Raw genomic sequence first — 23734 nt, 5'->3', positions numbered from 1 at the left:
CTCTACAGCCTTCCTGAGTGCCGGGGTTCACTTCTTGCGCTTCATGCTGATGAGGCTGCCGTTGCTGGCATCGATCTCCAGCTTGACCACCTTGCCGTCGCTTTGCAGCAGCCGGATCTCGTAGACAAAGCGGCCGTCCTCGCGGTCGAACTCCACCTTGATGACCTGGCCCTGGTATTGCTGCTCGACCTGATCCAGAACGGTGCGCAGCGGCAGCACCTGGCCCTGGCGCAGGGCCTGACGGGCAAGCTCGTGGTCGTTGTCACCGGCATCCGAGGTGACGGGCCACAGGCTCAGCGCGGCAAAGCCTGCCGTTGCCAGCAGCATGACCAGCACGGCATGAAGGGCGCGCCGGCGTGGGCGGTGCGCAGATTGCGGGTCATTCAATGCGTTGAAAAAAGACATGGCAAGAGGGCTAGAGTGGGAGGTGATGAGGTCTGGTTGCGTTCTGCAGCCAAGGTTATAGGTCTGCATCGATGAACGAAAGCTGAATGGCGGCTTCAGAAACGGTTCAGGGTGAATGCGAACAATCGGCCGCAACCCGCAACAGAGTGCCTCTCGCCCGGCGGGCCGTCTTTTTGTTCCCACCGTTCACCCGTCGACTGCAGGAGTTTTCATGTCTCGTCTTCAAGTCCCCGTCTTTGCGATGTCCGCTCGCGCCCTGTCGCTATACCGGTCCATGCAGCGCCGCAGCGGCATCGCCTTGCTGGGGAGCGCCGCGCTGCTGTCCGCAGGCTTCTGCCTGGCCGCAGAGAACGCTTTGGCGGACCGTGCCTCGGCCTCGGTGGCCGCCGTGCGCGGCATGGCGCTCGGGCCGACCCTGTCCATCGGCGATGTCTGCGACCGGCTGGAGAAGGCCGGCTATCGCGAATTCCAGGAGGTGGAATGGGACGACGGCCTCTACAAGGTCAAGGCCACGGCCAGCGATGGGCGCTTGGTGAAGCTCTATGTGGATGGCCGCAGCGGCGAAGTGCTGCGCGTACGCAGCAAAGGCTGAGGCTGCTATATTTTTGATAGCATCAAGCGCTTTGTGATGGCGGTTTCAAATGATATTCATATCGCAAATGAGCGTTGCAAAGGGCAAGGCGCTATGGTTTGACGCGTTGTAAACGGCTGCGCTTTGCTCAAAGTATTGTGAGCAAATGTGAAACCTGTCGTCCTGGCGAGCCGGTGCTGCGTTGCAATGGGAAGGCAGGCCGTGCAAGGTTTGCAGAGCAACTCATCACAGGACTGCGGCGCATGGAATGTGCATGCGTCAATCAGGAGATTTCCATGCAAATCAATCAACGCTGGGGCCGGTTGGCCATGGTGAGCGCAATCGTTGCAGCTCTGTCGGCCTGCGCGGCCTATCCCCAGGGTGGCTACCAGAGCGGCGGCTACCAGAACAGTGGCTACCAGGGAGGCTACTCCCAGGGTGCTTATTCGGGCTCGGGCTACCCGGGCAGCACCCAGGCCTACCCCGTGGGCAACAACCAGGCCCAGACCTATCCCGCCAATAACTGCGGCTACAACAACCCCAACTGCTACTCGCAGCAGCCCCAGCAATACGCCCAGCAGGGCCGTGTGATGAATATCGAGACCGTGCGCGTGCAGGACGGCAGCGGCATTGGCGCGGGCGGCGCGATTGCCGGCGGCGTGATCGGTGGCGTGCTGGGCAACCAGGTGGGCAAGGGCTCCGGCCGTACGCTGGCCACGATTGCCGGTGTGGTGGGCGGTGCGCTGGCCGGCAACGCCGTGCAGAACAGTGTGGGTGGCGGCAGCGTGCGCGATATCTACCGCGTCACCGTGCAGTTGCAGGACGGCAGTGTGCGCGCTCTGGACTACCAGCAGCCTCCGCAGCTGAGCATCGGCGAATACGTGCGCGTGGAAGGCAACCAGATCTTCCGCCGCTAGGCAGCCAGGCGCACATAACAAAAGGGACTTCGAGGAGTCCCTTTTGATTTCTTTGCCTGAAGTGATCAGCGATGCCTGAGCCTGTGGCGCAGCGCAACTCAGTGACAGCCAGCGAGAGCCTGGTCGGCACCGCCGCCCGGCTGCGAAGCTGTCGTCCCCCTAAAGGGGGAAGGCGCAAAGCGCCTCAGGGGGTGTCAATGCAGTGTTTCATTGCCAGGGGCCATGGGCTCGATACGGAAAAAGCCCGTGCCGGCCGTGCCGCGACCGATTTCTTCCTCGGTAGCCTCGCGCACGGCTTCGATCTTGAGGTGCAGGCGGATGGCGATTCCGGCCAGCGGGTGGTTGCCGTCCAGCACCACATGCTCGGGATAGATTTCGGTGACCGTGTAGAGCAGATCGGCAGGCACGGGGTTGGTGCCCTTGGGCATGGCGCTGCTCTCGAAGCTCATGCCTTCCTCGATCTCTTCGGGAAACAGCTCGCGCTTTTCCAGGAAGATCAGGCTCTCGTCATAGTCGCCGAATGCCTCTTCGGGCTCCAGGTGCAGGTCCAGAGCGGTGCCTACGCCGTGGCCTTGCAGGGCCTCTTCGATGCGCTTGAACAGGTCATCGCCGCCGACAAGGAATTCCACGGGCTCGTCCAGCACGTCCAGCTCCTCGCCCAGGGTGTCTTTCAGTGTCCAGGTCAGTGCGACCACGCATTGTTGGGTAACTTCCATGGTGTGTATGCAGTTGATGGGCCGCGGGCCAGTCCCGCAACCGAAATTGAAACGCCGCCACAACAGTGGCTCAATGGCAGGCATTGTCCCATGCGCTGCCCGCAACTGCAGCACAGGCCTTTTGTTACACCCTGCAAAAAGCACTTGCACGGCCTTCACATTGGCGCTCTTGCAGGCCTGCATACTGACCCCATCTTCGCTGCAAGTCATTTGCGGGATTAAAGGAAGGCACCATGACCCCTCAGGAACAACAACTGCTGCAAGACCTGTGCGCCAGGCTGACGCTGACCCAGGGCCAACCCAAGGACGCGCAGGCCGATGCCGAGCTGCGCCGTGGATTGAGCAACGCGCCCGATGCGGTCTACTGGCTGGCCCAGCGCACCTTGATGCTGGAGCAAGCCATTGAGCAGGCCCAGCAGCAGATCGGCGAGCTGCAGCAGCAGGTGAAACAGGCCCAGCAAAGCCAGAGCCAGGGCGCAGGCAGCTTTCTCTCGGGCGGCCTGGGCACGCACTTCGGCCGCGCTCCCGAGCGTTATGCCGAGGACGGCGGCTACGCTGCCAGTGCCCAGCCTCCCTATCAGCCCCAGAACCAGCCCCAGTATCAGCCTCAGTACCAGCCGCAAGCAGCGCCTCAGCCCTCCAGCTGGCGCGACCGTTTCTTTGGCGGCGGCTCGGCACCGCGTGCTGCAGCGTCGCAGGCCTACGGCCAGCCAGCGGCCCCGGCTGGCAGCAGCTTCCTGGGCAATGCCGCAGCGGCCGCGGCCGGCGTGGCGGGCGGCATGTTTCTGTTCAACGGGCTGGAGAATCTGATGGGCGGCCATCACGCAGGCTCGGGCAGCCAGAGCGGCGGCAGCGAGAGCAAGTCGCTGGCGCAGGACAGCAGCAGCCAGGGCCTGCATGGCGACAGCGGCAATACCTCCAGCCTGGCCAACGATGCGGGCCTGGGCAGCATCGATAGTGCGGACAACGACAGCTGGGGCGATGGCGGCGACTTCTTCAACGATGATTTTGCCTGATTACATGCTTTGAGATTTTTGAGGCTCAAGCCCTTTTCCATCAAACGCTAGCAGCTATGGATTAGATAGTGAGAAGGAAAAAAGAAAGCCACCTGGCGTTTTCAAATCAGGTGGCTTTTTTAATTTCAGTAGCGATGGGCGCGAGCTCTAACTAGGGCGCGACCTAAGTGTGGGGCAGCAAGCAAGCGCCGCCGCGCGGCAAAGCCGCTCAGGGGGGTCTTTAGAACGGATATTGGCGTTCTGTGGTCTGCATGGTCACCCAGCGGGTCTCGGTAAAGGCATTGATGCCCTGCTGGCCGCCGAAATGGCCATAGCCCGAGGCCTTGACGCCGCCAAACGGCATCTGGGCTTCGTCATGCACCGTGGGGCCGTTGATGTGACAGATGCCGGCCTCGATGCGCGCCGCCACACGCCAGCCTCGGGCCGCATCCCGGGTGAAGACTGCGGAGGACAGACCGAACTCGTTGTCATTGGCCGTGGCAATGGCTTCTTCCTCGCCGTTCACGCGCACGATGCCCTTGACCGGGCCAAAGCTCTCCTCGTGGAAGATGCGCATCGCCGGCGTCACATGATCGATCAGCGTGGCGGGCATCAGCGTGCTCTCGGCCTTGCCGCCGCAGACCAGCTTTGCGCCCTTGGCCAGTGCGTCGTCGATCATGGCATTGCAGCGCTCCACCGTGGCCAGATCGACCACCGAGCCCAGCACCACGGGGCCCTTGCGCGGGTCGCCCAGCGGCAGGCTTTGGGCCTTGGCGGCAAACTTGGCGATGAACTCGTCGGCCACCTTGTTATCCACCACAAAGCGCTCGGTGGACATGCAGATCTGGCCCGAGTTGGCAAACGCGCCAAAGGTGGCGGCGTTCACGGCCGCATCGATATCGGCATCGTCCAGCACCAGGAAGGGGGCCTTGCCGCCGAGCTCCAGCAGCGCGGGCTTCAAGTGCCTGGCGCAGGTCTGGCCGATGATGCGGCCTACCTTGGTGGAGCCGGTAAAGCTCACGCGGCGCACGGCCGGGTGGGCCACGATGGCCTCGACCACGCTGCCCGCATCGGCCGGCGCATTGGTCACAAAGTTCACCACGCCGGCAGGTAGGCCCGCGTCCTGCAGCGCCTCGATGATCAGGCCGTGGGTGGCGGGGCAGAGTTCCGATCCCTTGAGGATCACGGTATTGCCGCAGGCCAGGGCCGTGGAGATGCTGCGCACGGCCAGGATCACGGGAGCATTCCAGGGCGCGATGCCCAGCACCACGCCGGCAGGCTGGCGCACGGCCATGGCCACGCTGCCGGGCACGTCCGAGGGGATGATCTCGCCATTGATCTGCGTGGTCAGCGAAGCCGCCTCCAGCAGCATGCTGGCCGCCAGATGCACGTTGAAGCCGGCCCAGATGCCCGAGGCGCCGGTTTCTGCGGCCATGGCCGCGGCAATCGCTTCGCCCTTGGCTTCCAGTGCCTGCGAGGCCTTCATCAGCATGGCGCGGCGGGCGTTCGGCCCCAGTTGCGACCAGGCGGGGAAAGCGGCTGCCGCAGCTTCGCAGGCGCGAATAGCGTCCTCGGTGGTGGCGGCGGGCGCACGCGTGGCAACCGAGCCATCCAGCGGGTTCTTGCGCTCAAAAACTGCGCCATTGCTGGCGGCACATTCCTGGCCGCCAATCAGCATTTTTTGTTCGATCATTTTTCATCTCCTTTTGACGTGAAAGCAGTCATCAAAGCTGCCTGTTGTTCATATCGTTGAAATTAGACGCGGCCCAGCACAGAGGTGTCGAGCAAGGGCCTAGGCGGCCCGCCGCCCCGCAGCACGGGCTGCCCCAGCGTGGGCTGCCCCAGCATGGGCTGCCCCAGCGATGGCACCGTCCCCCTTCGGGGGAAGCGGCAAAGCCGCTCAGGGGGTATCTATATCTCTCAATGTTCGCCGCCCAAATAGGCGCGTCTGACAGCAGCACTGCTGCCAAGTGCTTGTGCCGAGCCTTCACCCACAATGCGCCCGGTCTCCAGCAGATAGCCCCGGTCGGCGATGGCCAGGCTCTGGCGGGCGTTCTGCTCCACCAGCAGCACGCCCATGCCCAGCGTCTTGATGCGCGCCAGGGCCGAAAATAGCTCTTTGCACATCAGCGGCGACAGGCCCAGCGAAGGCTCGTCCAGCAGCAGGATATCGGGCTGGCTCATGAGCGCGCGGCCCACGGCCACCATCTGCTGCTCGCCGCCGCTCATGGTGCGCACGGCCTGGGTCAGACGATCGCGCAGCTTGGGAAAGAGGGCGAAGACCTGCTCCAGATTCCGGGCCTCGTTGGCGCGTGCGCGCCGGGGCTGGGCACCGAGCAGCAGGTTTTCCTTGACGCTGAGATCGCCGAACACGCCGCGCCCCTCGGGCACCAGGGCCAGACCCGATTGCACGATGGCATGTGGTGGCAGCTGCATCAGCTCCTGGCCGGCCAGTTGCGCGCTGGCGCCGGCCTGGGGTGTGACCATGCCGCCCAGCGCCTTGAGCAGGCTGGACTTGCCCGCTCCGTTGGCACCCAGCATGACGACCAGCTCGCCGGGCTGCACCTGGAGACTGACCTGGTGCAGCGCCTCATGCTTGCCGTAGCTCACCGAGATATTGCGCACTTCAAGCATGGCGGGCCTCCGCTGACTGGTCTTCATCCGCACTCACCTCTTCCCCCAGATAGGCTCGCACCACCTCGGGCTCCTTGAGCACCTGGGCCGTGGGGCCGTCGGCTATTTTTGTGCCCGCATTCATCACCACGCAGCGGCTGCACAGCGCATGCACGGCGTCCATCACATGTTCGACCATGAGAATCGTCAGCCCCGTGGCCTGCAACTGACGGATCAGCGCAATGCCCTGCTGCAGCTCCGTGGGGTTCAGGCCTGCCAGCCATTCGTCGAGCAGCAGGATCTGCGGCTCCAGCGCCAGCGCGCGGGCCAGCTCCAGACGCTTTTGGTTGATATAGGTGAGCTCGCCTGCCGGAGTATTCGCAAATTCGGCCAGTCCGACCTGATTGAGCAGTTGCAGGGCACGCGCAGCGGCAGGTTTGCCAAACAGCGGCCGGGGCTTGAAGGCCATGCCGGCAATGACGTTGTCGCTGCAGCTCATGGAGCCCAGCACCTTGACCAGCTGGAAGGTGCGCGCCACGCCCAGGCGGGCGATCTGGTGGCTTTTGAGCGGGTGGATGGGTTTGCCGTTGAACCAGATCTCGCCGCCGTTGATGGGCAGGGCACCCGAGATCAGATTCATGGCCGTGGTCTTGCCCGAACCATTGGGGCCGAGCAGGCCCACGACCTCGCCCGGGTAGACGTCAAAGCTCAGTGCGTTGACGGCCACCAGGCCGCCGAAGCGCCGTGTGGCGCCGCGCACCGAAAGCAGGGTGGCGGTCTTCATGGCTGCTCTCCCTTGCTGGCCGCATTCCTGCCCGGCAGCCTGGCCAGCACGCCAGACAGACCCTGAGGAATGAAGTACACGATCACGATGAACACCAGGCCCAGCAGAATCGAGAAATGGTTGGGGAAGTTGGCGCCCAGGTACTCGAACAGCAGCACCAGCGGCACGGCCCCCAGAATCGGGCCGAACAGCGCGCCGGCACCGCCGAGCAGGGCCATGATCAGCGTCTGGAACGAGACGGCAGGAGCAAAGGCAATGCTGGGGTCGATATAGGTCCAGCGCGGAGCCATGATGGCGCCCGTGACGGTGATGAACACGGCGCTGACGGCGAACAGCAGCAGCTTGGCCGTGGTGGTGTTGATGCCCACATGGCTGGCCACGGTCTCGTCCTCGCCGATCACGCGCAGGGCCAGGCCCAGGCGCGAGCGGTTGATGAGGGCGCGCAGCGCCAGCACCAGGGCCAGCATGGCCAGCAGTTGCCAGTAGATATCGAGCTGGGTGATCTCCACGAACACATAGCGGCCCAGATCCTTGGTGATGTTGACTTCCCACCAGGTGACGAGCTGCTTGACCAGCTCGGCCAGGCCGAAGCTGAAGATCACAAAGTACACGCCCGACAGCCGCAGCGTGGACAGGCCCACGATCAAGGCCATGACCAGGCCCACGCCGGCCGCAATCCCCAGCACGGCGGCCCAGGGCAGGGACTCGCCGAACACGGCGGTGACATAGGCGCCCATGCCGAAGAAGGCGACGGTGGCCAGCGAGATATAGCGCGTGGGCCCCGAGAACAGCGCCCAGGCCGTGGCCAGCACGCAGTACATGAGGATGCTGATCATGAGCGAGAGGTAGTACTCATCCGTGAGCCAGCGCGGCAGCAGGGCCAGACCGGCGGCGGCGATGGCGCTGACGGCCCAGATCAGGATTTCTTTGCGATGGATCGGATTCATCGTGCGGCCCTCCCGAACAAACCGGTGGGCTTGAACAGCAGCACCAGCAGGAACACCGCGTAATTGACGGCCAGCGTCAGGCCGGGGTCGACAAAGGAGGCCACCAGCGTCTCGGCAAAGCCCAGCAGCATGCCGGCCACCAGGCAGCCCATGAGGTTGCCCACGCCGCCCATGATGACGACGATCAGCGCCTTCATGGCAAACATGGTGCCCATGCTGGCCGAGAAGGGCAAAAACATGCTGACCAGCACGCCGCAGATCGCCACCAGCGCGCCGCCCAGACCGTAGGCCAGGGCCGCCGTGCTGCGCACATTGATGCCGACCAGATGGGCGAACTGCGGTGCCACGGACACGGCACGCACCACGGCGCCGGCGCGGGTGCGCGTCAGCAGCAGGTACAGGCCGCCGCCCAGCACGATGGCAAAGCCCAGCACCAGCAGGCGGTTGGCCGCGACCTTGCTGCCCAGGATCTCCACGGGATCGGCCAGATAGCTGTAGCTGTGATAGTCGCCGCCGAACATCACCAGCATGACGCCCTGCACGACGAACAGCATGCCGAAGGTGGCCAGAATCGAATCCACCTCCAGCGCCGGCCCGCCCTTGGCGCGGCGCACCAGCGGGGTCAGCAGCAGCTGATAGATCAGCCACTGGATGGCAAAGCCCAGCGGCACCACCAGCAGCACCAGAAGCAGCGGCGAAACACCCCAGCCGCTCACTGCAAAAAAAGCCAGAAAGGCCGGTGCAATCAGAAACTCCCCATACGAGAGATTCATGATGCGCGCCACGCCATACTGCAGCGTCAGCCCCATGGCCACCAGGCCGTAGAGCCCGCCCAGCATCGCGCCAGCGAGAAGGATGTCTATTAAATTCATAGCGTGTACCGCTGGTGATTCATTGTTCTTGTTATGAAATCAATGCGAAGTTAAAGCGAGACATGCGCAACCAGCTCTTGTTTTGATAGTTCTTGCGTAGCTGGGCGAATGCTGGAATAGGCATGCCCCAGCAACGGGACAGCGAGGAAGGGCAGCCCCGCACCGAGGCTGTCGTCCCCCTCCCGCGAAGCGAGAGAGGGGGAAGGCGCAAAGCGCCTCAGGGGGGGCTTCTAGGAATCACCGCAGGTTTCACCCCCGCCCGTGTAGTCGGCGCAATCGCGTTGAACTCGCCGTTCTGCCACTGGCCCACATGCCAGAGCTTGGTCAGCATCTGGCCTTCAAGCTTGACGGGGCCGAGCACGGTCTCGAAGCTGCCGCTCTTGAGCTCCTGGGTCACGGCGGCGCGGTCGATCTTGCCCACGCGCTCGATGGCCTGCTGCAGCATCTGCAGCGAGGTGTAGACGATGGGGCTGGCAAAGCGGTCCGATTCCTGGCCGGTCACCTCCTTGAAGCGTTTCAGATAGGCCTGCATCTGCGGGTTGCCGGCATCGATGCCGCCCGGCGCCATCACGCCTTCGGCAGCTGCGCCGAACTTGCCCTTGAACATGGGAAATTGCGTGCCCACGCCGGTGAACAGCACCTTGGGAGCCAGGCCCAGCGTCCTGGCCTGCTCGTTGATCAGCATGGTGTCGGGCGGGTAGGAGTAGGCCACGAAGGTGTCGGCACCCTTGCCCTTGGCCTCGTTGATGATGGGCGTCATGTCCTGCGTGCCGATCGGATAGCTCTTGTCGTAGACCAGCTCGAAGCCATGCTGCTTGGCGGCCTTGCGCGTGGCATTGGCCAGCTCCACGCCAAAGCCGTCGGCGATGTTGATCATGGCGATCTTGTGGTTGATCTTGCCGTCCTTCTTGGCCTTTTCCAGCATGGCGACCAGGCCCTCGGCATATTCGCCGCCCGTGCCCAGGAAGAAGAAGGCATGCTTCCAGCGCTTGGCCAGATCGGGGGCCTTGTCGGTCACCGAGGTGGCGGCCAGCAGCGGGTATTTGTGCTTTTCGTAGGTCGGACCCACGGCCAGATTGGAGCCCGTGCCCCAGGGCGGCAGCACGAAGTCCACCTTGTCCTGGGTGATCAGGCGCTCGGTGGCGCGCACGGCCTCTTCGGTGCTGGAGCGGTCGTCGTATTCGATGACCTCGATGGGTACGCGCTTGTTGTAGGCCTTGAGCATGATGCCGCCGGCGTCGTTGATCTCCTTGACCCAGAGCTTGTAGTTGGGCGCTGTGGTCACCGAGGTGCCGCCCGCGTTGACGCCCGTCTTGGCAATGGCCCAGCCGATGCGGATGGATTGGGGCGCTTCCTGGGCCAGGGCCGTGCCGCACAGACCCGCCAGGGCGGTGGCAGCGACCAGACTCTTGAGAACAAAACGCTTGTCGGCGAATGTCATGCTTGTCTCCTTTTTTGATGGACAGGTGTCCGGGTTCTTCGGCCATCGTAGGAAATCGCGGCGGCAGGGGCTTGTCTGGGCGTGCACTGCGTCTTGTCTGTGCATGCAAGTGTCTGTGGGTAAACACTGATTTCCCTGCGAAGCGCCGGTTTTGCCCGGGCCCTGGTCCGGGTCGCTATGGATAATGAAGCATCCTGTTACTTCTTCAGGAGCCCAGATGCGGCCAGACATTCCTGCCTACCAAGTGACCGAGAAGATGACCGAGATGCAAGGCGCTCAAGCCGTGGGCGCCTGGCAGCACTGGATGTCCACGCTCTATGGCCTGGAGAGCGATGTCTATGGCGACCAGCATTTCTCGGCGCGACTGGGCACCTTCGAGCTGGGGCCGGTGGGCATGACCCGGATCGAGGCCAGCCGCCATCGCGTGCGACGCACTTCGGCCAGCATGGCACGCCACAGCACCGACTTTCTCAAGATCGTGGCCCCCTGGCATGGCCAGGCCCGCGTCTGCCAGAACGGGCGCGAAGCCGTGGCGCGCAGCGGCCAGTGGCTGATCTACGACACCACGCAGGAGTACGAGGTGCTCAACCCCGAGTGGTGCGAGCATCTGATCATCACCTTGCCCAAAAGCCGCTTCGAAGACGATGGCCGCGCCATCGACGCCCTCATGGGACGCTATGTGGGCGGCAGCGAAGGCGTGTCCCGCATTGCGCTGGACATGATGCGCGGCACCTTTGCCGAATGCCGGGCCATGGGCCAGGGTCTGGCCCAGCATGTGACGGATTCGCTGCTGCAGCTGATCCAGCTGTCCCTGCTCGATGCCTGCGGCCGTGCGGCCTCGTTGAGCGCCAGCGAGCTGCTGCTGGGCCGCATCAAGGCCTATGTGCGCCAGCATCTGCGCGATCCGGCCCTGAGCGTGGATGCCGTGGCCGCAGCGCTCAACTGCAGCAAGCGTCATCTCTACAACGCCTTTGCCGAGGAGCGGCTGTCCATCAGCCAGCATATCTGGGCCGAGCGCGTGGCCCTGTTCCAGCGCGAGCTGCTCAGTCCTGCCAATCGCCACTGCACTTTGACGGAGCTGGCGCTGGCCAGCGGCTTTGCCAGCGGCGCGCATCTGAGCCGCCTGTTCAAGCAGCACACGGGGCAGACGCCCGCGCAGTTCAGGGCCGGCATGTTTGGCTCCAAATTGCTCAATTAAGAGTTAAACAAGCCTCAGGTCCAGATATTAAATACGCTGTAAGCTATCAATAAGGTAGCAATCCAAAAACAAAAAAGCCACCCGGCGTTTTCAAATCGGGTGGCTTTTTTGCGTGCTTGGCTGCGACCAAGAGCGTTGGATTGAGCATGCTCTGACTCAGTAATACCGAGCAAGGGCCGCCCCGCAGCGAAGGTATTGTCCCCCTCCCGCGCAGCGAGAGAGGGGGAAGCGGCAAAGCCGCTCAGGGGGAGCCTCAGATATCAATCCCGCACTTGCCCGGAGCCAGAATGCCGTTGGGGTCCAGAGCACGCTTGATCTTGCGTTCGATATCGCGCTTGACCGGACCGTAGCTCTTGGCCACGCGCTCCTGGAAGGCAGTGTTCACGCGGTACACGGCATAGCCTTCCTTTTCGAACTCGTCCAGCAGCTCGGCAAAGCAGGCGTTGGCACGCTTGGTTTCCTCTTCGTTGCTGCGGTCGTACAGCACGTCGATGACATGGTGCATATCGCGCCAGCCGACGATGAACTCGCCCACATAGTCCAGGCCATGCTTGTTGAGGATCTTCTTGGCCAGCGACTTCTGCTTGTCGCACTCGCTGCCGCGCGCCTGCGACACCGGGGCAAACCACATCGAGCCGCCACCCCCGCGCCAGTTGTAGAGGCCGAATTCCTGCAGGTTGGGCACGCCTGACATGAGCTGGGCACGGTACTTGAAGGGCTGGGTGTCTCCGGCCATCTCCTCGGTGATCAAGCGGCCCTTGCCCAGCTTCTTGAGCGCGTCCTGCACGATCTTGAAGTTGACGTCGACCTGCTCCCTGGTGCCGTACAGCGCAGCGTAGACATTCCAGGCACCCAGGTGCTTGTCTTTCTGGATCTGCTTGAGGATGGCGTCGGGCGTATGGCCGGGCTCGGTGGTGTAGTCCGAGCGGCGGGTGTTGCAGGTGGACGCTTCCCACAGCACGCCGGCAATCACCACCGAATTGGGGATGACCTGGGCGATGCGCAGGGGGCGGATGAATTCGACGATCTCGGAGATATCGCTGTCTTCGTCGAACTGGATTTCCAGCGGCTTGAAGACCGGGGGCTTGGGCATCAGCCAGAACCCCATCTTGGTGCAGATGCCGTAGTTGGACTGGGTGAACATGCCGTCCAGCGTCGGGCCGTAACCCCACTTGAAAACCTGCCAGGCCTTGTCGCCCTTGACACCTCCCATGCCGGTGCGCAGCACATCGCCGTTGGCCATCACCACTTCCATGCCGCACTGCATCATGAAGTGTTCGCCATAGGGGGTGTAGCCCACGCCGCGGTCCATGGTGTTGCCCAGAGGACCGGCAATGGCCGAGGGGGCCGAGAACGACAACATCAAGGGAATCTTGTTCTCTTCGAGGTAGTCGTAGAGCATCTGGTAGGTCACGCCAGGCTCGACCAGGGCCGTGCACAGCTCGGGGTCCACGTGGATGATTTTGTTCATCTTGCGCAGGTCCAGCACCACCTGGCCGCGCTGGCCCGGCGCGGCCGAGCCGTAGCCGAAGTTGCGGCCGGTGGAGATGGTCCACACGGGCACTTTGTGCGCGTTGCAGATCTTGACCACCTCTTGCACCTGCTCCACGGTGGTGGCCGTCACCACGGCGGACGGTGTGTGCTCTTCGGTAGGCACAGCCATCATCACCTTGGTGTAGGGACGAACCAGCTCGTCCTTGATCATCACATTGTCTTCGCCCAGGGCTTTCTTGAACTGGGCGATGGCCGCATCAAAGCTGCTCTCGCTCATGCCCTTGGGCAGGGCCATGTATTTGCTTGTCATGCTCTGCTTTCCTTGTTTCTTAGATTACGCAGCTAAAGGACACGCGGGCTTCCTTGCCTGCTGCCGCCGTGGTGGTGTTCATGACCTGACTGGACGCCAGCGACCGACCCAGCGCCTGGGCCCAGTCGGCGGCAGCGCCGTCCACGCGATGGTGTTCCACGGCCAGCACGCGGCCACCGCAGGAGCGAACCAGGTCCAGCACCAGCGTGGCCGAGGCGTCATCGAGCAGACCCACCAACAGGGTTTCCTGACTGTCGCTCAGCAGCTCGCCCAATTGATGGAATGCGGCGCTGTCCAGACCTTGAAGGCCGGTGTGCAACGCGTTGCGGGACGTGCTCTGGACACCGGCCACAAAGGCCTTGTCCAGCGCGCTGGCGTGCATGGAGGATGTCACGGCCAGCACCTCGGCGGAGCGCGTGGCTGCGCTGGCGGTCCGGCCTGCGGCGGAAGTGGCAGCCTGTGCCCAGCCTATGCCGGAGACAGCCAGACCTGTAGCGGTCAGAGCTTTGAGAAGGGAGCGACGATCGGCTTGCATTACATCGTCCTCCTTACTTCCTGGCGGGCTCGGCAGCCTTGGGGGCCTCTGTCTTGGACAGGTAGTTTGCCAAGTCTTCCAGCGTGGCGTCGTCGATATCGGTCACGCGAAAGGATGGCATGGCGTTCATGCCGTTGCGCGCAATGATCACGTAGGTCGCGGGCGGAAAGCCTCGCCCCTTGATGATGGGGCCTATGCCGGCTTCATGGCATTTGGCGCAGGTCTTTTCGTAGAAGCGCTGGCCGGGGCCAATGCTGTGAGAGTCCGCAGCCGAGGCAGCGAGGCTGAGGCCGGACAGCAGGGCTGCCAGGGCCAGTTGGGAGGCATGTTTCAACGTGGGTCTCCGGAGGTTCTTTGGGTCGGCAGACACAAGGCGCGGGCGGGGCTTCGCGCCTTGCCCATGCGGGCGCTGCGCCTGAGGTCTTTGCCCCATGGCCCAGCGGCCGCGATGGAGGTTTCAAGCGAAGACAGCCGTCATGCCTGCCGGCTATGGCTGCTGTCCTGGGCGCTTTAGAAGGGGTAGTGACGTGCGGTGGTCTGCATGGTGATCCAGCGCGTGTCGGTGAAGGCATCGATACCGGCCTGGCCGCCAAAGTGACCGTAGCCCGAGTTCTTCACGCCGCCGAAAGGCATCTGGGCTTCGTCGTGCACGGTGGGGCCGTTGACATGGCAGATGCCCGCCTCAATGCGGCCTGCCACGCGCCAGCCGCGCGCTGTGTCCCTGGTGTAGACGGCGGAAGACAGGCCGAACTCGTTGTCGTTGGCCATGGCGATGGCCTGCTCTTCGCCACGCACGCGCACGATGGCCTTCACGGGGGCAAAGGTCTCTTCGCGGAAGATGCGCATCTCGGGGGTCACTCCGTCGATCAGCGTGGCGGCCATCAGGGTGTCGCCGGCCTTGCCGCCGCACAGAATCCTGGCGCCCTTGGCCACGGCGTCGTCGATGAGCTCGTTGACGCGGTTCACGGTGTTCATGTCCACGACGGAGCCCAGCACCACAGGGCCTTTGCGGGGGTCGCCCAGAGGCAGGGTTGTGGCGCGGGCCACCAGCTTTCCGATGAATTCCTCGGCCACGGCCTCGTCCACGATGATGCGCTCGGTGGACATGCATATCTGGCCCGAGTTGGCGAAAGCGCCAAAGGTGCAGCCGGCCACGGCGGAGTCGATGTCGGCATCGTCCAGCACCAGGAACGGGGCCTTGCCGCCCAGCTCCAGAATGACGGGCTTGAGGTGTTTGGCGCAGGTCTGGCCGATGATGCGACCTACGCGCGTGGAGCCGGTGAAGTTCACGCGGCGCACGGCGGGGTGGGCCACCATGGCTTCAACCACTGTGCCGGCGTCTTCGGGCGCATTGGTCACAAAGTTCACCACGCCGGGCGGCAAGCCGCCTTCCTGCAGCGCTTCGATGATCAGGCCGTGGGTGGCGGGACACAGCTCCGAGCCCTTGAGGATCACGGTATTGCCGCAGGCCAGGGGCGTGGCAATGGCGCGCACGGCCAAGATGATGGGGGCATTCCAGGGGGCGATGCCCAGCACCACGCCGGCAGGCTGGCGTACAGCCATGGCCATGCTGCCGGGAATGTCCGAAGGAATCAGCTGGCCGTTGATCTGGGTGGTCAGCGATGCGGCTTCGAGAAACATGTTGGCGGCCAGATGCACATTGAAGCCGGCCCAGATGCCGGAGGCACCGGTTTCTGCTGCCATGGCTGCGGCAAAGGCCTCGGCCTTGGCTTCCAGGGCCTGGGAGGCCTTCATCAGCATCAGTCGGCGTTCTGTGGGGCCCAGGGCTGCCCAGGCCGGGAAGGCTGCCTGAGCGGCTTCCACGGCACGCACTGCATCGGCGCTTGTGGCGGCCGGGGCACGCGTGGCGACCGATCCGTCCAGAGGGTTCCTGCGCTCGAAAGTGGCACCATTGCTGGCCTGTACGGTCTGACCGCCGATAAGCATGCTTTGTTCAATCATCTTCGCTTCCTTCACTACCAAGGGCGCGTGACCTCGGTCACTGCTTGTTGATGCAAGTTCAAAAAGTGGGAGCTGGTGTCGTTGCACAAGGCTTGCGTCACCGGGCTCGTCTTCCCCTTTTGTGGTGTTTCGCCTGAGACTGGCGTGTGAGTGATCGTAGGAAAAGCCTTGGCAAGATGCTGTGCGTAATGTGCACAAACCGTTTGACGAATCGTGCACGCGGCCTAGGGTTTGCACTAGTTTGAATACAGCGTGGGAGATTCTTGATGGCCTGAGCACGAAAGTGCTCACTTACCGATAATTGCGGTACTTTGTCGGCACAGGCAGAGATAGATATAACGAGGAGTCAAGGCCCATGACCGCGCCCATGGTACTGAGTACCGATGGTCTTCCCGAGAAGGAAACTGCACCAGCCTGGCAGGACTGGATGGCGCAGCTGTTCTTGGGTCTGGATACGGATCTGTATGGCGACACCTGTTTTGACGGGCATCTGAGCGTGGCATACGCAGGCGATGTGATGCTCACCAAGCTGGATGCCGGGCGTCACCGCGTCATACGCGACAGCCACCGTCTGCGCGACAGCGAAGCGGCCTATCTCAAGATCGTGGCGCCCTGGAGCGGCCATGCCGAGGTGCAGCAGTACGGCAGCAAGGCCTGCGTGAGCAATGGCAGCTGGGCCATCTATGACACCTCGCAGCCCTACGTGGTGGCCAATCCCCAGCACACGGAGCACCTGATCATGATGGTGCCCAAACAGAGCATTGCCGAGCGAGGCCTGCGTCTGGAAAACCTCATGGGTCGATCGGTGGGGGGCAGCGCCGGCATTGCGCGCATTGCTCTGCAGACCATGCGCAGCACCTATCAGGAGCTGGACAATATGGCGGCACCGCTGGCCCGCCGCGCCGGGGAGTTGCTGGTGGACATGGTGCATCTGTCCCTGCAGGCGCTTGGCGGGCAGGCCACGGCGGTGACGCAAAAGCAGGCCCTGTACGACCGCATCTGCGAGCATGTGGCCTGCCATGTGCGCGACCCCGGGTTGTCGGTCGATCAGGTGGCCGAGGCACTCAATTGCAGCCGTCGGCATCTGCACAACGCCTTTGCGGGGCGAGACCAGTCGCTGGGCGGCTTCATCCAGCAAAGCCGGCTGGAGCTCTGTATGCGGGAGCTGCATTCCCCGGCGCTCGCGCATCGCACCATTACAGAAATTGCCATGGGCTGTGGTTTTGGCAACAGCGCGCACTTCAGCCGTGCCTTCAAGGCCTATGCCGGCATGTCGCCGTCCGAGTTCAGAGCGCTTGGTCATTGATCTGTGCTGACCAGCGTTTTCAAGGCCTATAGGACAATGCAGTCCGTTGCTTAGAAAGCAGGACTGTATTCATGGACATCAATACGCCGCTCACCCTGCTGGGTGGGCTCACCGCCTCTCAATTCATGCGCCGCCACTGGCACAAAAAGCCCTTGCTGGTGCGCCAGGCCATCCCCGGCTTCAAGGCCCCGATTCCGCGTGCTCGCCTGCTGGCCATGGCGGGTGAGGATGGCGTGGAGTCGCGCCTGATCCAGCAGCTGGAAGGTGATAGCTGGAAGCTCAGCCATGGCCCGCTGTCTCGTCGCAGCCTGCCTGCGTTGACCAAGCCGGGCTGGACCGTGCTGGTGCAGGGCGTGGACATGCATGACGCCAAGGCGCATGAGTTGCTGCAGCAATTCCGTTTTGTGCCCGAGGCGCGCCTCGATGATCTGATGATCAGCTTTGCCACCGATCAGGGGGGCGTCGGCCCGCATTTCGACAGCTATGACGTGTTCCTGCTGCAGGCCCACGGCAAGCGTCGCTGGCGCATCGGTCGTCAAAAAGACCTGTCTTTGCAGCAGGGCAAGCCACTGAAAATTCTCGCCAACTTCGAGCCCGAGCAAGAGTTCGTTCTGGAGCCCGGCGACATGCTGTACCTGCCGCCCAAGTGGGCGCATGACGGAGTGGCCGAAGGCGAATGCATGACGTACTCGATAGGCTTTCGCTCGCCCGATCGCAGCGAGCTGGGCCGCGAGTTGCTGCTGCGCATGTCGGACGAGCCCGACGAGCCCGAAACTCCGGTCATTTATCGCGACCCCAAGCAGGAGGCCGTGAGCAGCCCGGCGCTGATTCCTGAAGCCATGTATGACTTTGCCCGCGAGGCACTGAAGAAGGCCATGGCCGAGCCGCTGGCACTGGAGCGCGCGCTGGGCGAGTATCTGAGCGACCCCAAGCCCAATGTCTGGTTCGAGCATGGCGATGAAAACGGCATGTTCGAGAGCGTGGTGCTGGATCGCCGAACGCGCATGATGTATGACGCCAGGCACATCTTCATCAATGGCGAAAGCTATCTGGCGGGCGGCCGCGATGCCACGCTGATGCGCAAGCTGGCGGACACCCGGGCGCTGTCGCGCAAGGATCTGGCCACTGCCAGCGATGATGCGCTGGAGTTGCTGTCGTCGTGGTTCGATGCGGGCTGGGTTCGCTCGGGCGACTGACGCAGGGTGGACTTGTAACTGCGATCGTGCTAACTTACGGGTTTGTCCTCTGTGGCTTTTGTCGATTCGGCGGGCTTTGTATAGATTATGTAAATCTACGGCAAAGCTCAGTCAGGGATTTGACAGGAAGAAACTTATGCTCCACAGTGCGACACAAGGCAAGCGTGGGCTTGCCCGGTAAATGAGAACGCGCCGATTTGTGCAGAATTGTCTAGTTGCTGTCAGTGTTAGTCAGCAATGGGCAAAACTACCTATAATGCGGGCTGAGTCGAATTTATCGTTTGACCTGATATGCCATAGCGATCAATAGCTGCAAAAGGCTGACCGTAATGGCAATCTGCATACCGTCTGCTGAACCTACCATTTAGGAAACTGTCATGAAGAACTCTCTGATTCTGGCTACTGTGATCGCTGCTGCTGCTCTGGCTGCTTGCGGCAAGAAGGAAGAAGCTCCTGCTGCTCCCGCTCCTGCTGTGGAAGCTCCTGCTGCTCCCGCTCCTGCTGCTGAAGCTCCTGCTGCTCCCGCCGCTGACGCTGCTGCTCCTGCTGCTGACGCTCCTGCTGCCCCCGCCGCTGACGCTCCTGCTGCTCCTGCCGCTGACGCTCCTGCTGCTCCCGCCGCTGAAGCTCCTGCTGCCAAGTAATTCGCTGCATCAGCCAGCTTGAGGCCCAGGCCTCAAGCATGAAAAAACCGCACTCAGGTGCGGTTTTTTTGCGTCTGGATTTCGCAGCGGATCTTCACGCTGCGGATGCCTGTCGACATACAAGGTCTGTACCTGTACCTGTACCTGCACTTGCACTTGCACTTGCACTTGCACTTGCACTTGGGCGGATTCTGGCGGGCAAGCGCGGCATGCGCCTTGTAGCCTCAGGCCGAAGCTCGATTCGCTCGGACATGAAAAAAGCCACCAGAGCCGAGCCTGGTGGCTTTTGTATGGGTGCAGCGCTCTTTACTTCAGATCATCGGTGATGATGCGCACGATGCGCTGGCCGTTGGCACTGCTGTCGGGCTGGCCTTGCTCATTGAGCACGCTGACCTGGGACTTGTTGCCGTCACCCTTGACCTGGATCTGATACTTCTGAGGCGCAGCAGCTTCCTTGCCCTGGCTGAAGATCTTGCTGAAGAAGCCCTTGGCCTCAGGCTTGGCGTTCGGGTCCACGTAGCGCACATAGTACAGGCCACGGCTGCGGTCGCGGTCTTCCACGGTGAAGCCGGTGCGGTCCAGTGCCACGCCAACGCGGCGCCATGCGCGCTCAAAGCCTTCTTGCAGCTGCAGAGTGGGCACGCCGTTGATGGTGTCCATGCGTGCGCCGGTCGAGGTGGTGGCCGCAGACCTATCGGCCTTGGCGACGGCAGAGGCCTGCTCTTCGCTCACGCCCAGCTTGACCATGATGCGGCGCAGGAATTCGGTTTCCAGTTCGGGGTCGCGAGGACGTGGTTGCCAGATGGTGTTGTCCTTGCGCTCGCTGGTGTAGACCTCCTGCATGCCACGGTGGGTGACGTAGATGCGGGTCTTGCCATCGGGCTCGCGCTCCAGGCGGGTGCGGAACTTGTCGCGCTCGCTGGTGGAGTAGAGCGAATCGAACACCTTGCCCAGGCTTCTGCGGATGATGTCCTGAGGCAGCTTGGCCCGGTTTTCGGCCCAGTCGGTCTCGAGAATGCCCAACTGGCGGTCTTCCATCGAGTAGATGAAACCGTTTTCCAGCCAGAAGTCGCGAGTGGGTTCCCAGAGCTTGTCGGCTGCACGATCAACCACGAGCCAATGTTCGGCACCGTCGCGCTCGATGCGGACGTCGCCAATCTTGTTGGCTGCTGTGTTGTTGTCGGCGGGCTTGGCTGCCTTGGCATTGGCCTGCATGGCAGCAGCGGATACCACGCCACCAGGGACGGTATAGCGCGAGTCTTGCGACAGCTGCGTCAGATCCGGAGGGACTTCAAGAGAGGGGGCCTGATTCTTGCCCGCGCTCTTGTAGTCGATCTTGGTCTCTTGGAACGTGGTCGTGCAGGCAGACAGGCCCAGCGCGATGCTGAGCAGGCTCAAACGTGCTGTTTGTTGTTTCACGCGGATTGTCCTTGGGTAGCGTTCAAGCTATGTGCGAAAAACCGCTAGCTTAGCGCAACTCGATCAGAGTACGCCAACTTTACGCAGAGCATCCTCAACAACTGCTTCGCATTGCTCGCTCAGCTGCGTCATGGGCAGGCGCATGGTGGGGCCGCACAAACCCATGCGGGCTGCTGCCCATTTCACGGGAATGGGATTGGCTTCGACAAACAGGCTCTTGTGCAGAGGCATGAGCTTGAACTGGATTTCCATGGCGCGCTTGGTATCGCCGGCCATGGCAGCCTTGCACAGCTCGCTCATCAGGCGGGGCGCGACGTTGGCCGTCACGCTGATATTGCCGTGGCCGCCGCACAGCATCAGTGCCACGGCGGTGGGGTCGTCGCCGGAGTAGACGCCGAAGCCGGCAGGCACGTCGCGGATCAGCCATTGAGCACGCTCGATGTTGCCGGTGGCTTCCTTGATGCCGATGATGCCGGGGATCTGGGCCAGACGCAGCACGGTGTCATGCTGCATGTCCGCAACCGAGCGGCCGGGCACGTTGTACAGAACCACGGGCAGGTCTCCAGTGGCTTCGGCGATGGCCTTGAAGTGCTGGTACTGGCCTTCCTGTGTGGGCTTGTTGTAGTAGGGAACGACCTGCAGCTGGCTGTCGGCGCCCACCTTCTTGGCGTACCTGGCCAGCTCGATGGCTTCGTGCGTGCTGTTGGCGCCGCAGCCGGCCATGATGGAGACGCGGCCGGCGGCCTGTTCCACGGCGACACGAATGATTTCGCAATGCTCTTCGACATTCACGGTGGGCGATTCACCGGTGGTGCCGACCACACCGATGCAGTTGGTGCCTTCGGCCACATGCCAGTCGATGAGTTTGCGCAGCGACGGGTAGTCGACGCTACCGTCTTCGAGCATGGGCGTAATGAGGGCAACAATGCTGCCAGTGAGAGCAACGGAGGGTGATGTCATATCCGCAATCAGAAAACGGTAAAAATGAATTCTACAAACAGGGACAGGGTGCAGGCAGTGGTTTGCCATCAACAGTGTCTAGCAAAACTCTGTTTTTGTCGAAGTGTTGTTGATAAATGACGAAATGACGAAATATTTAATTTTTGTGCGTCATATTGTTCGTTGATCGTGGCGCTGTTTCGGACGGCATGGCTGCGGTTTGGCGGTTTTTCAGGTCTTGCGCGGAGCGGGTCGTCCGCCTTCCTCAGAGCCTGCAGGCTGGCCCGGCGAGCCCAGGTCCCACCCCGCCGGCATCGCTTCAGTTCGCGCTGTAGTTCCAGGCGCTGATATGGGCCTGCGCCAGCCGCTCCATGAAGTCCTCGGCATCTGCCGCGCGCACCACGGTCACGCGCAGGCTGTCGTCATCGGTGGCCAGCTTGATCAGGGCCAGCTGGCGGCCGGTCAGATGTTCGGCCATGCTCTCCAGGCCCGATTCAACACCGTCAGCAGGCGTGTCCCATTGCCAGTCATCGGTGCCGGGCAGCCAGTGCGTGGCGGCAATGCCCTCGGCATCCTTCCAGTCAAATCGGGCGAACTGATCGGCAACGGCAAGCAGATGCACCCAGTACAGGGTCAGCGCGTTCTCGCCTGCGGGCAGATGCATGACATCGGGGTCGATCTCGTCATCTTCGTCCCAGCCCATGTCCTCAGGATCAGGTGCCGCCACGCAGTCGCGCCATTGCAGCAGCAGCTGTGCGGCCCGGCTTTGGTCATTCAGGCAGAGAATGCGCGACATATCCTGCATCCAGTCCTCATCCTCTGCCTCTATCAGTTCCGCGCGGGTCATGGTCGTGGGCTCGGGGATGTCTCCACTCAGGCCCTTGAACATGCCGCGCAGCGCATTGCGGTAGTCCTCCCAGGTTTCTCCGGTGCGGGTGATGCTGAAATCCTGGAGGGAGAACATGACCAACTCGGCCTCCGGACCTTCGCCCATAAAGGTGAGCAGCTCATTTTTCTTCGGACTGCAGTTCAGCGGCGGGCACCAGATATCGGGGGCAGCCAGCAGCTTGCCTTTGGTGTTGAAGATGCGCGGCTCGCCTTTTTCGGTGATGGCCAGAAGCTTGCGGCCGGGAAATACCTTGGGGGGCGAGCTGCTGAAGCCGCGCTCTATGGTCTTGAACCGACAGGGGATGATTTCCTGGCCTCGGATGTCGATCACGCCTTCGAGGATGCGGTGCTCTTGCTCGCCCTGCTCGTTGACAAAGGGTTCCCGGACGCAGGCGACGGCCAGGTTTGTCTTGGCGCTGAAGTCGTTGATGTGCCAGTAGCGGCTGGCATCGAACAGCGGCAGGCCGTCTGCCTTGAGCAGCAGCTGGCGCGAGTTGCCGTATGGGCCTTTTTCGGCGCGGATGAATTCGTCCTGTTCCTCGTTGTAGTCGATGCTGCTGAGCCCCTCGTGCAGCAGCGCGAGGCTGGGCAGGCTGCGCAGGTCCTGCATGTTTTCCTGCCCCGGCGATCGGCAGGCCATCACCTGGGGCGTGACGGCATAGGCGTCGCGATAGACCTCGGAGGGCGATACCAGCCAGATGCCGTTCAAATCCTTGATGCCGGACTTCGCACCTTCGCCCGGCGTGGTCTCGGGGTAGTGCACGCTCAGATGCTCGCCAGAGACAAAGGCCATCCTCGCGCCCTCCAGGGGGCGCTGCAGCCAGCGGCCATAGGGCGTGACCATGCCCACAGGCCAGTGGTCGCGCTCGGCCTCGTTCTGTGGCTTCAGGCCCGTGCGCGGGTGCAGCCTGGGCATGACGTAATAGCTTTCGGTCGCTTCGTCCCAGGCGCCATGGTGGCGCGGCTCGTAGTGATCGGCCAGCCAGGCGGGCCAGTCTTCTTCGCTTTGCTGCTCGATGACCTCGGTGCGGGCAATGACCGAATCGCTCCACCATCCCAGATGGGATTGCGGCGCCCGTTTCAAGGCCTGCAGAGATTCGGGCAGCTCGCCGCCGCTGCAGCTCCATTGCCGGCATCGCTCGCGCTGGGCCTGCAAAAAGGTCGTGAACTCGGCCTCGTCAAAGTCATGCGGACATAGCGTGGCGCAGTCCAGCAACAGCCATTGGCGCGTGCTGGTGCTGATGGTGTGGTCGATTTGCTGCCATTGCCTCTTGATGGAATCGGGCCAATGCGCAGGGCCTTTTGAGGGCAGTGGCGCAATCACGCCCTTGAGCCATTGCCAGCGGGCCCGGACCTGCTCCATGGGGGCGGCCAGGGCCGAGAGGCTTTGCCTGTCCTGATAGGCGCTGCAGGGCACCAGCTCGGGCAGCTGGCGCGCATCGCCGAGCAGCACGCTGAACAGCAGCGGCGTGCTGCTGAACCACTCGGCCCAGCCGTCGCAGCTGCCGCCGGGTTCTGCGGGCCACTGTGTCGAGGGACTGGGGTGTTCGTTGTGGGCAAGCAGCAGGGCGTAGGCGGGCAT

At 62.9% G+C, this 23734-nt stretch carries 22 protein-coding genes; 7 read left to right on the top strand and 15 right to left on the bottom strand.

All coding sequences use genetic code 11. The annotated features are described in order from the left end of the window. Positions 1 to 27 precede the first annotated feature (27 nt). On the bottom strand, positions 28 to 327 hold the full coding sequence (locus QYQ99_RS06125) for a PepSY domain-containing protein (RefSeq protein ID WP_367882852.1): 300 nt from the start codon (positions 325 to 327) through the stop codon (positions 28 to 30). A gap of 289 nt (positions 328 to 616) precedes the next feature. On the opposite strand from QYQ99_RS06125, the gene QYQ99_RS06120 reads away from it, so the two are divergent. After that, a complete protein-coding gene (locus tag QYQ99_RS06120) occupies positions 617 to 997 on the top strand; it encodes a PepSY domain-containing protein (protein ID WP_302091869.1) in 381 nt (126 codons plus the stop codon). A 275-nt stretch (positions 998 to 1272) separates the two neighbouring features. After that, positions 1273 to 1893 (top strand): glycine zipper 2TM domain-containing protein, encoded by a 621-nt coding sequence (locus tag QYQ99_RS06115; protein WP_302091868.1) that lies wholly within the window; start codon positions 1273 to 1275, stop codon positions 1891 to 1893. A gap of 194 nt (positions 1894 to 2087) precedes the next feature. On the opposite strand, the gene QYQ99_RS06110 is transcribed toward QYQ99_RS06115, so the two are convergent. Next, positions 2088 to 2609 (bottom strand): FKBP-type peptidyl-prolyl cis-trans isomerase, encoded by a 522-nt coding sequence (locus QYQ99_RS06110; protein WP_302091867.1) that lies wholly within the window; start codon positions 2607 to 2609, stop codon positions 2088 to 2090. 233 nt (positions 2610 to 2842) lie between these two features. On the opposite strand from QYQ99_RS06110, the gene QYQ99_RS06105 reads away from it, so the two are divergent. After that, positions 2843 to 3625 carry a DUF2076 domain-containing protein gene (locus tag QYQ99_RS06105; RefSeq protein ID WP_302091866.1) on the top strand — a complete coding sequence of 261 codons (783 nt, stop codon included), beginning with the start codon at positions 2843 to 2845 and terminating at the stop codon, positions 3623 to 3625. Between the two features lie 220 nt (positions 3626 to 3845). Here the strand turns inward: QYQ99_RS06105 and QYQ99_RS06100 are convergent, their stop codons facing one another. The 6 genes from QYQ99_RS06100 to QYQ99_RS06075 all read right to left on the bottom strand — a co-directional run bounded on the left by QYQ99_RS06100 (position 3846) and on the right by QYQ99_RS06075 (position 10261). Continuing rightward, positions 3846 to 5297 (bottom strand): aldehyde dehydrogenase, encoded by a 1452-nt coding sequence (locus tag QYQ99_RS06100; protein ID WP_302091865.1) that lies wholly within the window; start codon positions 5295 to 5297, stop codon positions 3846 to 3848. A 227-nt stretch (positions 5298 to 5524) separates the two neighbouring features. Further along, complete coding sequence (locus QYQ99_RS06095; RefSeq protein WP_302091864.1) at positions 5525 to 6238, bottom strand: ABC transporter ATP-binding protein; 714 nt, start codon at positions 6236 to 6238, stop codon at positions 5525 to 5527. After that, positions 6231 to 7001, bottom strand: a complete 771-nt coding sequence (locus QYQ99_RS06090) for an ABC transporter ATP-binding protein (protein ID WP_302091863.1) — start codon at positions 6999 to 7001, stop codon at positions 6231 to 6233. The genes QYQ99_RS06095 and QYQ99_RS06090 overlap by 8 nt, the downstream gene beginning before the upstream one ends. Next, the gene (locus QYQ99_RS06085; RefSeq protein ID WP_302091862.1) at positions 6998 to 7948 is read right to left on the bottom strand and encodes a branched-chain amino acid ABC transporter permease; all 951 of its coding nucleotides are present in this window, start codon (positions 7946 to 7948) and stop codon (positions 6998 to 7000) included. The genes QYQ99_RS06090 and QYQ99_RS06085 overlap by 4 nt, the downstream gene beginning before the upstream one ends. After that, positions 7945 to 8820 (bottom strand): branched-chain amino acid ABC transporter permease, encoded by an 876-nt coding sequence (locus QYQ99_RS06080; RefSeq protein WP_302091861.1) that lies wholly within the window; start codon positions 8818 to 8820, stop codon positions 7945 to 7947. Before QYQ99_RS06080 ends, QYQ99_RS06085 begins: the two co-directional genes overlap by 4 nt. A 217-nt stretch (positions 8821 to 9037) precedes the next feature. Next, complete coding sequence (locus QYQ99_RS06075) at positions 9038 to 10261, bottom strand: amino acid ABC transporter substrate-binding protein (RefSeq protein WP_302091860.1); 1224 nt, start codon at positions 10259 to 10261, stop codon at positions 9038 to 9040. 217 nt (positions 10262 to 10478) lie between these two features. On the opposite strand from QYQ99_RS06075, the gene QYQ99_RS06070 reads away from it, so the two are divergent. Beyond that, a complete protein-coding gene (locus tag QYQ99_RS06070) occupies positions 10479 to 11459 on the top strand; it encodes an AraC family transcriptional regulator (protein WP_302091859.1) in 981 nt (326 codons plus the stop codon). Between the two features lie 253 nt (positions 11460 to 11712). Here QYQ99_RS06070 and QYQ99_RS06065 read toward each other — a convergent pair whose 3' ends face one another. The 4 genes from QYQ99_RS06065 to QYQ99_RS06050 form a co-directional block, all read right to left on the bottom strand. Next, a complete protein-coding gene (locus QYQ99_RS06065; protein ID WP_302091858.1) occupies positions 11713 to 13263 on the bottom strand; it encodes an FAD-binding oxidoreductase in 1551 nt (516 codons plus the stop codon). A 19-nt stretch (positions 13264 to 13282) separates the two neighbouring features. Continuing rightward, a complete protein-coding gene (locus QYQ99_RS06060; RefSeq protein WP_302091857.1) occupies positions 13283 to 13798 on the bottom strand; it encodes a hypothetical protein in 516 nt (171 codons plus the stop codon). 13 nt (positions 13799 to 13811) lie between these two features. Next, entirely contained in the window at positions 13812 to 14132 is a 321-nt protein-coding gene (locus QYQ99_RS06055; protein ID WP_302091856.1) for a c-type cytochrome, read from the bottom strand. Between the two features lie 176 nt (positions 14133 to 14308). Continuing rightward, a complete protein-coding gene (locus tag QYQ99_RS06050; protein WP_302091855.1) occupies positions 14309 to 15760 on the bottom strand; it encodes an aldehyde dehydrogenase in 1452 nt (483 codons plus the stop codon). A gap of 355 nt (positions 15761 to 16115) precedes the next feature. On the opposite strand from QYQ99_RS06050, the gene QYQ99_RS06045 reads away from it, so the two are divergent. The 3 genes from QYQ99_RS06045 to QYQ99_RS06035 all read left to right on the top strand — a co-directional run bounded on the left by QYQ99_RS06045 (position 16116) and on the right by QYQ99_RS06035 (position 18906). Continuing rightward, the gene (locus tag QYQ99_RS06045; protein ID WP_302091854.1) at positions 16116 to 17066 is read left to right on the top strand and encodes a helix-turn-helix domain-containing protein; all 951 of its coding nucleotides are present in this window, start codon (positions 16116 to 16118) and stop codon (positions 17064 to 17066) included. 71 nt (positions 17067 to 17137) lie between these two features. Next, positions 17138 to 18262, top strand: a complete 1125-nt coding sequence (locus QYQ99_RS06040; protein ID WP_302091853.1) for a JmjC domain-containing protein — start codon at positions 17138 to 17140, stop codon at positions 18260 to 18262. Between the two features lie 377 nt (positions 18263 to 18639). Next, a complete protein-coding gene (locus tag QYQ99_RS06035; protein WP_034359978.1) occupies positions 18640 to 18906 on the top strand; it encodes a hypothetical protein in 267 nt (88 codons plus the stop codon). A gap of 306 nt (positions 18907 to 19212) precedes the next feature. Here QYQ99_RS06035 and bamC read toward each other — a convergent pair whose 3' ends face one another. The 3 genes from bamC to QYQ99_RS06020 form a co-directional block, all read right to left on the bottom strand. Further along, positions 19213 to 20325, bottom strand: a complete 1113-nt coding sequence (bamC, locus tag QYQ99_RS06030; protein WP_302091852.1) for an outer membrane protein assembly factor BamC — start codon at positions 20323 to 20325, stop codon at positions 19213 to 19215. Positions 20326 to 20388: 63 nt separating this feature from the next. After that, positions 20389 to 21285: a 4-hydroxy-tetrahydrodipicolinate synthase gene (dapA, locus tag QYQ99_RS06025; RefSeq protein WP_302091851.1), complete on the bottom strand. Its 897-nt coding sequence runs from the start codon at positions 21283 to 21285 to the stop codon at positions 20389 to 20391. 298 nt (positions 21286 to 21583) lie between these two features. Next, the gene (locus QYQ99_RS06020; protein WP_302091850.1) at positions 21584 to 23734 is read right to left on the bottom strand and encodes a DUF6630 family protein; all 2151 of its coding nucleotides are present in this window, start codon (positions 23732 to 23734) and stop codon (positions 21584 to 21586) included.

Origin of the sequence: Comamonas testosteroni (assembly GCF_030505195.1) — a bacterium.
GTDB classification, from domain to species: Bacteria; Pseudomonadota; Gammaproteobacteria; order Burkholderiales; family Burkholderiaceae_C; genus Comamonas; species Comamonas testosteroni_G.
The sequence above is the reverse complement of the archived record's forward strand: the minus strand, read 5'-3'. Positions and strand labels throughout refer to the sequence as shown.